The 14,503-nt window shown below is 43.8% G+C and carries 14 protein-coding genes; 13 read left to right on the top strand and 1 reads right to left on the bottom strand.

Going from position 1 to position 14,503, the window contains the following annotated elements; all coding sequences use genetic code 11:
* Positions 1 to 81 precede the first annotated feature (81 nt).
* The gene (locus BLR11_RS03295) at positions 82 to 1,194 is read left to right on the top strand and encodes an alkaline phosphatase family protein (RefSeq protein ID WP_091648166.1); all 1,113 of its coding nucleotides are present in this window, start codon (positions 82 to 84) and stop codon (positions 1,192 to 1,194) included.
* A gap of 132 nt (positions 1,195 to 1,326) precedes the next feature.
* Here BLR11_RS03295 and BLR11_RS03290 read toward each other — a convergent pair whose 3' ends face one another.
* Positions 1,327 to 2,325 carry a LacI family DNA-binding transcriptional regulator gene (locus tag BLR11_RS03290; RefSeq protein ID WP_091648164.1) on the bottom strand — a complete coding sequence of 333 codons (999 nt, stop codon included), beginning with the start codon at positions 2,323 to 2,325 and terminating at the stop codon, positions 1,327 to 1,329.
* A gap of 293 nt (positions 2,326 to 2,618) precedes the next feature.
* Between BLR11_RS03290 and uxaC the strand changes: the two genes are divergently transcribed.
* The 12 genes from uxaC (at position 2,619) to BLR11_RS03230 (ending at position 14,481) form a co-directional block, all read left to right on the top strand.
* Positions 2,619 to 4,028, top strand: coding sequence for a glucuronate isomerase (uxaC, locus tag BLR11_RS03285; protein ID WP_091648163.1), 1,410 nt, complete (start codon positions 2,619 to 2,621; stop codon positions 4,026 to 4,028).
* A gap of 27 nt (positions 4,029 to 4,055) precedes the next feature.
* The gene (locus tag BLR11_RS03280) at positions 4,056 to 5,525 is read left to right on the top strand and encodes a tagaturonate reductase (RefSeq protein ID WP_091648161.1); all 1,470 of its coding nucleotides are present in this window, start codon (positions 4,056 to 4,058) and stop codon (positions 5,523 to 5,525) included.
* 3 nt (positions 5,526 to 5,528) lie between these two features.
* On the top strand, positions 5,529 to 7,022 hold the full coding sequence (locus tag BLR11_RS03275) for a UxaA family hydrolase (RefSeq protein WP_091648159.1): 1,494 nt from the start codon (positions 5,529 to 5,531) through the stop codon (positions 7,020 to 7,022).
* A 39-nt stretch (positions 7,023 to 7,061) separates the two neighbouring features.
* Complete coding sequence (locus BLR11_RS03270) at positions 7,062 to 8,507, top strand: glycoside-pentoside-hexuronide (GPH):cation symporter (protein ID WP_245675067.1); 1,446 nt, start codon at positions 7,062 to 7,064, stop codon at positions 8,505 to 8,507.
* Positions 8,508 to 8,523: 16 nt separating this feature from the next.
* The gene (locus tag BLR11_RS03265; protein ID WP_176762852.1) at positions 8,524 to 8,943 is read left to right on the top strand and encodes an HIT family protein; all 420 of its coding nucleotides are present in this window, start codon (positions 8,524 to 8,526) and stop codon (positions 8,941 to 8,943) included.
* Positions 8,944 to 9,169: 226 nt separating this feature from the next.
* The gene (locus tag BLR11_RS03260) at positions 9,170 to 9,484 is read left to right on the top strand and encodes a PadR family transcriptional regulator (protein WP_091648158.1); all 315 of its coding nucleotides are present in this window, start codon (positions 9,170 to 9,172) and stop codon (positions 9,482 to 9,484) included.
* A complete protein-coding gene (locus BLR11_RS03255) occupies positions 9,485 to 10,033 on the top strand; it encodes a DUF1700 domain-containing protein (RefSeq protein ID WP_091648156.1) in 549 nt (182 codons plus the stop codon).
* Positions 10,034 to 10,049: 16 nt separating this feature from the next.
* Positions 10,050 to 10,364: a hypothetical protein gene (locus BLR11_RS03250; RefSeq protein WP_143006394.1), complete on the top strand. Its 315-nt coding sequence runs from the start codon at positions 10,050 to 10,052 to the stop codon at positions 10,362 to 10,364.
* 20 nt (positions 10,365 to 10,384) lie between these two features.
* Entirely contained in the window at positions 10,385 to 10,963 is a 579-nt protein-coding gene (locus BLR11_RS03245; RefSeq protein ID WP_091648152.1) for an undecaprenyl-diphosphatase, read from the top strand.
* A gap of 206 nt (positions 10,964 to 11,169) precedes the next feature.
* Entirely contained in the window at positions 11,170 to 11,859 is a 690-nt protein-coding gene (locus BLR11_RS03240) for a GntR family transcriptional regulator (RefSeq protein WP_218118709.1), read from the top strand.
* 243 nt (positions 11,860 to 12,102) lie between these two features.
* Positions 12,103 to 13,182, top strand: a complete 1,080-nt coding sequence (uxuA, locus tag BLR11_RS03235; protein ID WP_091648151.1) for a mannonate dehydratase — start codon at positions 12,103 to 12,105, stop codon at positions 13,180 to 13,182.
* A gap of 27 nt (positions 13,183 to 13,209) precedes the next feature.
* A complete protein-coding gene (locus BLR11_RS03230) occupies positions 13,210 to 14,481 on the top strand; it encodes an MFS transporter (protein WP_091648149.1) in 1,272 nt (423 codons plus the stop codon).
* Positions 14,482 to 14,503: the final 22 nt, after the last annotated feature.

Genomic DNA, 14,503 nt, shown 5'->3' with positions numbered 1-14,503 from the left:
TACAATTGTTTTTTCTATATGTAAAATTAACATAGCAACACCTATAAAAACAAGACCGTGTATAAAAAAGGAGGGGATAGCATGTCAGAAAAAACAATACTCATTGTTATTGATGGATGCGCGGCAGCGTATATTTCCAAAGACTATACACCTCATTTGTACAAGATGGGAAAAGCCGGCTTTTATTCAACCGTGAAGGCGGCGATGCCTTCTGTTACCAATGTAAATCATGCCAGTATTCTTTCTGGGAAATTTCCCGATGAGCATGGTGTTTTAGGAAATTATTATTATGACAGGCAGACTGGCAAGGAAGGATGTATCGAGACTTCGCAGGCGATGAAGACGGAATCGGTTATCGATGTTTACAGACGGCGGGGGAAACGTACGGCACTGCTTACGGTAAAAGGCAAGGTGTTAGATGTATTCGGCAGGCAGGCCGATATAGGCATCAATCTTCAACGACCGGAGGCGGCCGTGTGGGAGCGGCTGCAATTGGAGGCTCCGCCGCAGGTTGCTTCGCTGGAAACGTATGAGTGGATTTTCAAGGCGTGTTATCAGGTATTGACTATCGAGGATCCTGATTTTATATATTGTACGACCAATGATTATATGATGCATCACTATGCGCCGGATTCGAAAGAAGCGCATGCGGTTATGCAGTGCATAGACCGATGGATCGGCAAACTATATGAGGTGGATCCGGGCCGGGAAATATATATTACCGCGGATCATGGCATGAATCCCAAAAGCAGATGCATCGATCTGCAGAAGAAGCTGGCCGCAGCAGGGTATAAAACATTTTGCCTGCTGCCATTAAAGGACCGATATATAGAAAATCACCCGCATCAGGAGGGCGGAGCTGCATATGTGTACGTATGGGAGGAGGCACATATTCCCGCCGTGCTGGAGTATATGAAACAGTGTGACTATATTGATGCAGCCTATGATGCAGCGACCGCCGCCGGTGCATATCATCTTCCTGTCCACGGTATAGGCGACATCCTTGCTTTCTGCAGTGAAGACGCTGTTTTTGCCGAACTGGACGGAGAGGCATCGGAAATGTATATACATAGCCGTACCCACGGCTCCCTGTATGAAAGAGACATCCCGCTGATCGCTGTTAATGCCAGGAGAAATGCCGCATATTATACTTATACTGCCGATATCGTGCGGGCGATTCTCGAGGATGGTTAATGGCTGTCCTGTATTCTCGGCATTCGTATATATAAGCAAAAAAAGCAGGTAGTGCGCACCCTGCTTCCACGCCAAACACCAACAGGAGGTATCCGCAGCGGATACCTCCTGTTGGTGTTTGGCATAGTTTTATTATTGGGGATGAATTTGAAAACTTTCCCGTTCGATCAATTTGGCGTCGAATACGGTTTTGCTGGGAAGTGCCGGAGCATTGCTTTGCATGAGATGGATGACCGTTTTGATCGCCGTTTCACAAAGACAATCCAGCTGGTTATCTAAACTGGTAAGCGTCGGAGTCGCACATTCGGCAATGATTGAATTATTGCAGCCGATGACGGGGACGCAGCGATTATTTCTTCGTGCGATCCGCTGTGCGGCAACTGCCAGGATATCTTCGGAAGTGAGAATGGCGTCAAACGGTACCTTCTGTTTCAGGAGCATATGGATCATGCTTTCTACCGCTTCGAAGGTACGCGGTGTTTTTTGTATCAAGGCAGGCTGGGCGTCCAGTCCGAGCTCGAGAACACCTTGCTTATACCCGGTTAATTTGTGCTGTCCGCTGTAGGTAAGAGAGTCATACAGATACAGAATAGAGCGGCAGCCTTTGTTAGCCAGGGCATATACGGCATTTCGCATGCCTGTTTGTTCATCGCAGACGATGCTGTAGGTTCCCTGAAGTTTATAATTGTTATTGATCGTGACGAGGGGAATCTGTTCCGCTATTTTTTTTATTGCAGCGACATTGCCTTGCACGGCAAAGGGAGTCCCGATGATAATGACGGCATCCACATGTTTTTGCATCAGGTAACGGAGGGCCTTGATATCTTTGCCGTTACATTCCCCCGTACACGATAACATCACATCAAAATTATGTTTTTGCAGGGCGTTTTCGATGAGCGATACGGCTTTGGCATAAAATGCGTCGGCTACGTCCGAGCAGAGGACTCCGACCATTTTCATAGAATCCAGCCCCAAGCCTCTGGCAAATGGGTTGGGAGCGTAATCTTGCTCTTTCATGGCAGCCAGTACTTTGGCTCTCGTTTTTTCGCTTACGCGATCGCTGCCGTTCAATACACGTGAAACCGTAGCGATCGATACATTGCATTTTTTTGCTATATCGTAAATAGTCATGATTTTCCTCTTTATATTGTTACTATACGTATAACTACATATAATAACATGATTTGCGGAACATGGAAAGAGAGAAGCCCTCATGGATAATAGTAGGGGGTTTGCCGAAGATTTGCAATGTATTATGTGAATATGATATATGTGTGTGCTATTTTTCACGTTTTCATGCCGATTTGTCATAATCATATTGACTAATCAGGAAACGAATGATACATTATCATTAATAAATGTAAGCGGTTACATTATAACCGAGATAAAATTCAGAGATAAAAAAATGAATGGAGACGAATAGAATGAAAAAATTTATGGATGAAGATTTTTTATTGGAAACGGAAACAGCAAAACGATTATTTCATGATTATGCCGAAGATATGCCGATAATTGACTACCATTGTCATATTTCTCCGCAGGAAATAGCAGAGGACCACATGTTCAGAAGTATTACGGAAGCATGGCTTGGCGGTGATCATTACAAGTGGCGTTTGATTCGTTCCAATGGAACACCGGAAGAAAAAATCACCGGTGAAGCATCCAGCGATTTAGAAAAATTTGTAGAATATGCGAAAGCTCTTTCAAAAGCGGTCGGAAATCCGCTGTATCATTGGAGCCATTTGGAATTACAGCGGTATTTTGGCTGTACCACACCACTTAGTGAAAAAACAGCACAACAAATCTTTGATTTCTGCAACGAAAAGTTAAAACAGCCGGATATGGGCGTACAAGGCCTTATCAAAAAATCCAATGTAAAAGTTATTTGTACGACCGATGATCCGGCAGATGATTTAAAATGGCATAAAAAACTGCAGGAGGAACAGTCCTGCAGTGCCAAGGTATACCCCGCGATGCGGCCGGATAAAGCACTTAATATAGATAAACCCGGGTTTGCGGAGTACATGGCTGTATTGGGACAGGCGGCAGGCGTATCTATTTGGACGATGCAGGATATCCGCACCGCCATGGGAAACCGGATTGCTTTCTTTGAAACCATGGGCTGCCGGGCAACGGATCATGCCTTGGAATATGTATTCTGCCGGGAAGCAGATGAAAAAACATTGGATGCTATCGTAGACAAGGCACTGCGGCACGAATCGGTTTCCATAGAAGAAATGGAAGCCTATAAAACGGCACTGCTTACGTATTTGGCCGGTGAATATGCAAAACGCGGCTGGGTCATGCAGATCCATTATGCGACGCTTAGAGATAATAACACACAGATGTTTAAAAAGTTAGGACCTGACACGGGGTTTGACTGCATCGCAGAAGGAAATTGCGGCAAGGGCTTGGTGGCGTTCCTGGATCATTTGAATGAACGGGGCATTTTGCCGAGAACGGTATTGTACTCCGGCACACCGGCCGATAATACAATGATCGGGACTATTATCGGCTCTTTCCAAGGAACGGAAGCTTGCGGCAAAATCCAGCAGGGAGCTCCCTGGTGGTTCAACGATACCAAGCAGGGCATGATCGACCAGATGACCAGTATTGCCAATCTTTCCGTGTTCGGAAATATACTGGGGATGCTGACGGATTCCCGCTCCTTTTTGTCTTATGCACGGCATGAATATTACCGCCGTATTCTTTGCAACTGGATCGGCAATCTGGTAGAAAACGGAGAATATCCCGCGGATATGGAATTTTTAGGACAACTGGTGCAAAATATTTGTTTCAACAATGCCGCTGCCTATTTCCAATTCAAGATGTAAACGGCAAGGAGGGAGGCAGTATCTGGAATGAAAAATGTTAAAGATGTATCGTCACGTGTTTCCCGGCCTGTCAAAATTCTGCAGATCGGCGAAGGAAATTTTTTGAGAGCATTCATTGAGTATGGCATTGATATAGCGAATGAAACATTGGATTATAATGGCAATGTTGCGATGGTCGTGCCGCGTTCTCCTAAAAAAGAAGCCTTTGACAAGCAGGATAATTTGTATACGGTTTGCCTGCGCGGGCAGAAGAACGGCAGTGTTTATCGGGAAAACCGTATTATTACTTGTGTAGAAACGGTTGTATCCGCCAATTATGATTTCAGCGGATTTCTCCGTCTGGCTCATATGGATACGCTGGAATTTGTGATTTCCAATACGACAGATGCAGGAATACTGTTTGATGATACGGATCAGCCGCTGCCGGATACACCGGCGAACACGTTTCCCGGTAAATTGACGCAATTCCTGTATGAACGGTACCGATTTTTTAAGGGAGCGGCCGATAAGGCGTTGACGATGCTTCCCGTGGAATTGATCGATAATAACGGCGAAGCGCTTAAAACATGCGTTTTTCAATATATTGACGTATGGCAGATGGAGGCAGATTTTAGAAATTGGGTAGACACAAAGTGTGCCTTTGTCAGTACGTTGGTGGACCGCATTGTAACAGGATATCCCAAGGAAGAAGAAGAAATTGCGGCAATGTACGAAGAACTGGGATATGAAGATGAACTGCTGGACATTGCGGAACCGTTCAACAGCTGGGTCATCGGTGCGGCATCCTTGAAGGAAAAATTTCCGGTAAGCAGTCCGCAGTGGCAGGTGGAGTTTACCGATGATCTGGAGACGTACCGGGAACGGAAAATCCGTATTTTGAACGGGGCGCACACCTCCATGGTATTGGGAGCCTATCTTGCCGGCAAGGAGTATGTGGGAGACTGTATGGCGGATCCGGTGATCCGTCGGCAGCTGGATCAGTCTGTATATGGTGAAATCATCCCTACGGTGCATATGTCGCGGGAAAAAGCCGAAGCGTTTGCGGCAGATGTATATGAACGGTTTGAAAATCCGTTTGTAAAGCATGCTCTGCTTTCTATTTCGCTGAATTCCATTGCAAAATGGAAAGGCCGGGTATTGCCGACACTGAAGGATAGCATAGCGCAGACGGGCAGACTGCCGAAATGGCTGACCTATTCTTTGGCGGCGCTGTTGGCGTTTTATCGCAGCGAGCATAAGGGTGACGGCTGTCTGATCGGAAATCGCGGGACTGCGGTGTATGAGATTCATGATGAACCGGATAATCTTGCATTCGTCTGCACGCATGCCGGTCTTGCTGCTGCTGACTATGTACGGGCCATGATGGCGCATGCCTCCTTTTGGGGGGAAGATTTGACCCGGATAGCAGGGTTGGCCGAAGCGGTTACAGCCCATCTGGAACGCATGGCCGAAATCGGAGTCAAAGCGCATATTGCTGAATTGGGAGAGCAGGTCTAAGCGATGGCAGATATGTATCAGATCAACGAAAAAGACAATGTGGCAGTTGCGGCAGCCCCTATTTCCAAAGGTACGGTGGTTGTTGTGCAGCACCAGTCTATTGTGGCCGGAGCTGTTATTCCGGCAGGCCATAAGATGGCGATACGACCGATTGCAGCTGGGGAGGATATCATTAAGTACGGCTTCCCCATCGGCGCAGCCCGGGAGGCGATCGCACCAGGTGCATGGGTGCATACCCATAATATGAAAAGCAAACTGGGAAATCTTTTGACCTATACCTATGAACCGGACACCGCGGTACGGCCCGAACTTGCCGGGACGCGGCAGTACGAATTCCTGGGATATCCGCGGAAATTTGGAAAAGCCGGTATCCGCAACGAGGTTTGGATCATTCCTACGGTGGGGTGTGTCAATGCGATCGCACGGGCGATCGAAGAAGCGGCACAGCCATTCAAAACAGCACACATCGACGGTATTTTTGCCTATAGTCATCCGCACGGCTGTTCTCAGCTCGGAGAGGATCATATCCATACTCAGAAAATATTGAGCGGGTTGGTTCATAGTCCCAATGCCGGAGCCGTATTGGTGTTGGGTCTGGGATGTGAAAACAACCAAATCGACCAGATGAAGGCTGTTATCGGTGAGTATGATCCGGATCGGGTGAAGTTCCTTGTCTGCCAGGAGGTAGCAGATGAAGTAGCTGCGGGAACGGCGATCGTCGAGGAACTATGCAGGTATGCCGATCAATTTGAACGGGTACCCTGCGATGCCAGCCAGTTGACGATCGGATTAAAATGCGGCGGTTCTGACGGGTTATCCGGTATTACCGCCAATCCACTGGTCGGAGAAATATCCAACCGGATCATTGCAGCCGGCGGTACCTCGATATTGACCGAAGTGCCGGAGATGTTCGGTGCTGAAACGTTATTGATGAACCGGGCGCGGAATCGGGTTGTATTCGATAAGATTGCGGCTCTTATCAATCATTTTAAAGAATACTTTATGCGGTACGGAGAAAAAATCAATGAAAATCCGTCACCGGGAAATAAAGCCGGTGGCATTACCACGCTGGAGGATAAATCTCTGGGATGCGTGCAAAAGGGCGGACAGGCAATCATTGAAGATGTCCTTGCGTACGGTGACCGGATACAAGGGTCTGGATTACAGTTGCTGCAGGCACCGGGCAATGATCTGGTAGCCGCCAATGCATTGGCGGCAGCCGGTGCCGATATGGTCTTGTTTACGACGGGGCGGGGCACCCCGTTTGCTTGTCCCGTGCCGACGATCAAGATTTCGAGCAACAGTCCGCTGGCAGCATACAAAAAAAACTGGATAGATTTTGACGCCGAAGGATTGATCCGGGGAGAATCTATGGAAGAAGGAGCTGACCGATTGATGCAGTATATACTCGATGTGGCATCGGGAAAAAAGCATGCAAAATCAGAAAAGCTCGATAAGCATGATCTTGCTATCTTTAAGGATGGCGTGACTTTATAAAAAAGAAGTTCGTGAAACTAATGCTTAGGAGGCGTACTAATGAGTGAAAAAATGATGGGTACCGATGCGGCAGTAACGGAAACTGCAGCGGCAGACGTACCGGAAAAAGCGGATCGCGGTCATGTGAAATTATCTTGGCGGGAAAAAATCTGCTATGGGTTCGGCGATTTTGGCAATGGATTTATGTTTGATTTGGGACAGGCGTATTTGACGAAGTACTGGATCGATGTTTGTACGATACCGGCAGCAGCGGTAGCAGGAATTTTTGCTTTTACCAAGATATTTGATGCGTTTATGGATCCTATCGCCGGTTCTGTTATCGACGGACGCAAACATATCGGACGCCGCGGTAAATTTCGACCGGTCATGATGATTTCCAGTATCTTGCTGGCCATACTTACGATTATTACTTTTACGATGCCGAATGTATCTCCTACCGGAAAAATCTTGTTTGCATATGGAGCGTACATGGCCTGGGGACTGGTGTATTCTTTTACGAATATTCCCTATGCATCCATGGCGAGCGTCATGACCCGGGATACGAATGAACGAAGTCAAATGGCGACGACACGGCAGGCGGGATCTATTGGGGCGCAGCTGATTACGGGAATCGCCTTTGTGCCGATCGTATTGATGTTTGCTTCACCGCATCATGGCTTTTTCATTGCGGCTATTGTCATGGCGATCTGCGGTATCATCGGCTTTGCAATCTGTTATTTAAACTGCAAGGAACATGTTCCGGTCAAACGAAATACGCACGCAGAAGAAAAAGCGAAATTTTCTGATTATATTAAAATCGTATTTACAAAAAAACCGCTCTTATGTATCATTTTAATGACCTTATTTACTATTTCTGCAATGAATACAAATAATCAGATGATGATTTTTTTCTGCCAGTATAATTTAGGAAGTATGGGATTACAGCCAATTGTTAACGGCATCATGATGGGCTGCTCCATCGTCGGGATTCTCTTGATTCCCCGGCTGGTAAAACAGTTCGGTAAGAAAAAGACCGCTATCGGCGGCTTATTGATCGGGTGTGCTGCGGATCTTCTCAATTTTGTTATTCCGACCAATTTGTATACCTTCGTTATTCTTGTGACTATCGGTTATGTTGCGCTGGCTATTCCCAATGGTGTAACGTGGGCTTTTGTTTCGGATGTAATCGATTATAGTGAATGGCACAACGGCATCCGCAAGGAAGGGATTACCTATGCCGCATTCAACTTCTCCCGTAAGATAGCGCAGGCTATTGCGGCGATCGTCAGTTCCGGCATATTGGCTCTTACGGGATATGTTGCCAATCAGGTACAGAATCAAGAAACACTGACCGGGATCAAGGCGGCGATGACCCTCTATCCGGGGGTTGCGCTGGGCTTAGCCGCATTGATATTATTCTTCTTCTATGGTCTTACAGATGATAAATTCAAGGAAATTGCCGAAGATTTGAATAACGGCAAATGGGAACAAGGAAATATTGAATAACAAAGGGGACGAAGTCATGATAGATACTACTTGTGGATATTGCGTAAAAGGAAAACCGCTGGATGCCTTCGGCATATATATTTGTGATTTGTCTGTCAGCATGCTGGTTTTGTTCAAGGAACAAAGTCATCCGGGACGATGTATCGTAGCCTATAAAGAACATGTCAGTGAAATGACGGATATCAGTGACGAGGAACGGAACGCCTTCTTTGCCGATGTCAATCGGGCAGCGAAAGCGATCCATGCGGCGTTTCATCCGGACAAAATCAATTATGGGGCTTATGCGGATACAGGACATCATCTTCATATGCATCTCGTGCCAAAATACAAGGATCAATTTGAATGGAACGGAGTTTTTCAAATGAATCCGCAGAAAACTTTTTTACAAGAAGAAGCCTATGCGGCTATGATCCAAAAAATCAAAGATAATTTGTAAGCGCAGCAGATAGGAAAAGCTCTCTTTTTACAGAGAGCTTTTTAATATTATAAGAATATAGTTGGTAAGGTACATATAACTTTTGTATTTATTTTTATAAAAAATAAATATTATATAGCATAGTACCTTGCAATAAAAGATACTATGCTATATAATAACAGTAAGTTTAAAAAAGTAGTAAAAATAAGAACCTTGCAGTTTTAAATATGACCCGGGAGGTGAACGAATGAATATTCAATTAAAAAAAGGTGTTATTGAATTGCTTGTTTTAGCACAACTTGTCCATAAAGATTGTTATGGTTATGAAATTGTGGCAGAAGTATCAAAACATATGGAAATATCAGAAGGAACGATATATCCTTTGCTTAATCGTTTAAAAAGAGATCTGTTTGTAGAAACCTATTTGGCAGAGTCAAATAGCGGACCTCCACGTAAATATTATAAAATGACAGAAATGGGAAAAAGGGCTTTTTTAAAAATGAGAGATGAGTGGATTGTTTTTTCGGAAGCGGTAAATCAGTTACTAAACGAGGTGAAATAAATGAATAAAACAGAATTTATAGATTTATTGCGATACTATTTTAGTAAAGCTAAAAAAGATGACCTAACTGAAATATTATATGATTATGAAGAACATTTTCGAATTGGGGCAGAACAAGGCCTTACCGAACAAGAAATAATAGAATCGCTGGGAAGTCCTAAAGATATCTATGAGGCTTATATGAGTGAAGGCGTTATAAGTGAACGGAAAGGATTGCTTAAAGGAAATATACAAGAAATGGTAGAACGAGCACAAGAATCATTTAAGACAACCGTGCAGCCACAACTGCCTTATATGGCTAGAAGTGTATCAAAAACCGTTATATTGGCTTCCGGGGTTTTGTCATACATATTGACTATCTTATTCTGGTTTGTGACGCCGATTTTGGTGTATTTATTATCAATAGTATGGCAGCCTTTTACTAATTTACCGCCATTGCCGGTGATTTCACCGATTACGTTGACAGCACTTGCCGGATTTGGGTTTTGCGGAGGGTTGACGTTCTTCTTTATTGGTAAGGAAATTATGAAATGGCGTAACCATGTTTGAAAGGGCGGATCGGAATATGAAAAAAATATTAATTACAGCTATATTGTCGTTATTTTGTTTAGGAATAGGCTTCACTTCTTTTATAGTAAATGACATTACCCATATTACTTCTTGGTATACCGACTATGGCAAACAGGTAGTACATTTTGAAAAACAGGAGAAGGATCATTATAGAAAATATGTTCACGATACAAAGGATGGGCGCAATCATAAGGAACAACTTAAACAAGAACCGTCCGATGATTTTATGAAAGGGAAAAAATCATTCGAACAACAGGATAATTCCAATTCAGCTCCATTGCATACTACTGCTGCTGATGATGGAAATTAATCGGAGGGAACAACGGAACTATGAATTATGAAGTATTTACTTTGATCAATGGAGCTGCTGGCAACATATACCTTTTGGACATCATAATGAAAGCATGTACGGAATATGTGCCGATTGTGTTTATACTTATTTTAATGGGAATGTATGGTATGGGAGTTTTTTATAAAAACTCCCATTTGCGTCAACAGGCTTTCGCTACAGGAGTATATGTGATATTGTCCTTGTTTATTACTCTTTGTATTGGCAGGGTATATTATGAAAACCGTCCTTTTGTAGATCACAAAGTCAATATGCTGCTGCCTCATGTTCCCGATGCCGGATTTCCAAGTGATCATGCAGTTGGGACTATGAGCATAGCTATGGGAATTCTATATAGTTCCCCTTGGGTGGGACGCCTGTTATTTATATTGTCGATACTAGTGGGGGTTTCTCGTATATACGTAGGTCATCATTATCCTATGGATGTATTGGGAGGATTTATTATTGTCTGGTGTACCTCTATAGTTTACCATCGTTATTTAGGAACGATGGTTATGATTGCGTACCAGCGTATAGAGAGATTTGTTTTAACTAAATGCCGCCGATACCATCTAGGTTAACTTATATAGTAAAGATGTCCGTGAATATGCGATTATTGTAAATGATATAATGTATAGGACAGAAAATATGTACAGATGCCTTGCCATTTGTTTGCATAATCTAATTGTAGTATGGTAGTATAATTAATAAATATATGTATGTCCGTGTATGAAAGGGGTCACGGGAGACCGGATTCCGTCAACACGTAAAATGGAGGCGTGCCAGTGTGAGCAAGTTGGAAATGTTGGAACAGAAAGCAAATGAATCTGTACGAGAGTATGCATATCGTGTTATTTTTGAGAATATTATGTCGCTGCATTTGGTTCCGGGAACGGCAATATCCGAAAAAGAAATATCCGATCGATTATCCATCAGCAGAACTCCCGTACGGGAAGCGTTTATCCGCTTGGCTCAGGCAGGGTTGCTGGAGATTTTGCCGCAGCGCGGGACCTATATATCGAAAATTGATACGGCGCAGATCACCGAGTTCCGTTTTCTGCGCGTAACGTTGGAACGGGCTGTCATGGAACTAGCCTGTCGGTCTTTTCCCGAGGCACATTTAAAAAGCCTGAAGGTATGTTTAGAGGGGCAGGAACAGGTTTTGCAGAAATTCGATGCCAGCCGGTTTTATGAATTGGATAATGAAATGCATTATATCATTTTCTCCGGCTGTGATAAGCCGAGTATTTGGCAGCTGCTGCAAAATGCCAATATCAATTATATCCGTGCCCGCGTACTGAATGTGTCTGCCGCGCAGACGGAAATGCAGCTGCTCTATGAGCAGCACCGACTGATCGTGCAGTCTATTGCCGAACATAATGTGTCGGCGGGGATCGATATCATAACGAAGCATGTCAATAAAGTAATCGGCGACGTAGATGCATTGAAAAAGCAGTATCCGGAGTATTTTAAATAAACGCAGGGTGCTTTTTATACGATGCGCATAAAGAAGATCGGTTGTTTGTGTACGTACAAGCAGCCGGTCATTTTTTATGTGCATATATTCGAAAAATGCATGGATGCTGATAAAATAGTATGTTTTTTGCATTATAAAGCGCGTATATTGCAAACAGATATACTAGTATGGTAGTATATCTGTGTAAGAAGCAAAAGTCGATGGCAGAATACACTATATATTTCATAATGGAGGCATACGACAATGAGAATGACATTTCGTTGGTATGGAGAGAAAGATGATAAAATCACATTGCAGGAGATTCAGCAGATTCCCGGCATGGATGGCATCGTAGGGGCTTTGTTTGATGTTCCTGTAGGAGCGGCATGGCCGGTGGAACCGCTTATGGCGATCCGGAAGCAGGCAGAAGCACATCATCTGGTCTTTAAAGATTTGGAAAGCATAAATGTTCACGAAGATATTAAGTTGGGTCTTCCCAGCCGGGATCAGTATATTGAAAACTATATTATGTCTCTGCGCAATGCAGCAAAAGCGGGTATCGAAATGGTTTGCTACAATTTCATGCCCGTATTTGACTGGACTCGGACGGATTTGGCGAAGCCGCTGTATAATGGTTCTACGGTCTTATCCTATGATTATCATTTGATTGCCGGTAAAACACCGCAGGATATGGCCAAAGAAATTATCGACAACAGCAATGGCTTTATTCTTCCCGGATGGGAACCGGAACGGTTGACGGAATTGTCCTCTTTATTTGAACAGTATGCCGGAATGGACGAAGACGGATTGCGCAGGAATTTGGAATATTTCCTGAAGGCCGTTGTTCCGGTGGCTGAGGAATGCGGTATCAAGATGGCTATTCATCCCGATGATCCTCCTATTTCCGTGTTTGGACTTCCGCGGATTGTCAAAAATGAAAAGGATCTGGACAAAATTGCGGCTATGGTAGATAGTGAAAGCAATGGCTTTACTATCTGCACCGGGTCGCTGGGATCTAATTTGCAGAATGATATTCCTCATATTATTCGGAAGTTTGGCAAGCAAAAGCGCATCAATTTTATGCATGTCCGCAATATTCAGGTCCATGAACCGTGGGTATTTAACGAAGTGGCACATAAATCAAAATATGGATCCCTGGATATGTTTGAAATTATGAAGGCTTTGTATGATATTGACTTCGACGGACCGATCCGCCCGGATCACGGCCGTATGATATGGGATGAAGAAGGCCGTCCGGGGTATGGATTGTTCGACAGAGCGCTGGGAGCCAATTATTTATGCGGCTTGTGGGATGCAATTTGTCGTATCTGCGGACAAAAATAAGTGATACATAAAAAAAGGAGTGGTTTTATGTTTAAAATGCGTTGGGGACTCATTGGGTTGTGTTTTTTAGCGAATGCTATCAATTATATTGATAGAGCTAATTTAGCGATAGCAGCACCGCATATTCGACTTGAGTTGGGATTAGATGCAGCTACAATGGGGTTAGTATTAAGTGCGTTCTTCTGGACTTATGCACTATTCCAATTGCCATCTGGATGGTTTATTGACAAAGTCGGTGTACGTGTTAGCTTGGCATTTGCTGTGGGGTGGTGGTCTATTTTTACGGCAACGACGGGGCTTGCTCATAGCATAGGACAAATGATTGGTTCCCGATTTTTACTTGGTGTCGGTGAATCGGCAGCTATGCCATCTTTTGCTAAGGTTGCTTATAATTGGTTCCCTCATAGTCAAAGAGGAATAGCTTGCAGTATTTTTGATAGTGGCTCTCGCGTTGGTTCCGCTTTGTCATTACCTCTCATTGCTTGGATTATTACTATTGTTGGATGGAGAGGATCATTTATTATTACTGGTGCTATGGGTATTCTTTGGGCTTTTGCATGGTGGTTTATCTATCGTGATCCGGAAAAATACCGCGATATTGCACCGAAAGAGGTAGAAGCTTTATTGGCCGAACGAGGAGAACAAGCAACAGAGGAAACTTCTCAGAAGAAAGTGGCTTGGTCTAGCTTATTTCATTATCGTACCGTATGGGGACTTATGATTGGATTATTTTGTTTGAATTTTGCAATTTATTTTTTTATTACATGGTTTCCGAGTTATTTAATGGATACACGAGGATTTTCTTTGAAGGCACTGGGAACTTTAGGTATGTTGCCCGCATTATTAGCGATACCGGGGGGCTGGTTAGGTGGATTTACTTCCGATTGGCTTTTGCGTCGAGGACATACCGCTACTTTTTCTCGTAAAGTTTGCCTTGTAGGTGGGATGTTGACTTCTTCTTGTATTGCTTTGTGTGCTTTTGTCGATAGCATATGGATTTGTTTAGCTTTATTTGCATTATCTTATGCTAGTTTGTCTTTTGCAGGATCTAATACATGGGTAATAGTTGGGGAAATATCGCCAACGCCAGGACACGTAGCTTCTATTGGTGGAATTATGAATTTTGCTGGTAATTTAGCCGGTATTTTTATTACTACTTTTACGGGGGTAATGTTGACTATTACACAAGGATCGTTTTTTATTCCGCTGGCCGTTGCTGGTATTTTATGTATTGTAGGAGCTCTGTCATATTTATTTCTTGTAGGTAGGGTAGAACCTTTACCTATAGATATAAAATAATATTTTTATAGTTTATGGTACT

Source organism: Megasphaera paucivorans (genome assembly GCF_900103535.1).
GTDB classification, from domain to species: domain Bacteria; phylum Bacillota; class Negativicutes; order Veillonellales; family Megasphaeraceae; genus Megasphaera_A; species Megasphaera_A paucivorans.
The sequence above is the reverse complement of the archived record's forward strand: the minus strand, read 5'-3'. Positions and strand labels throughout refer to the sequence as shown.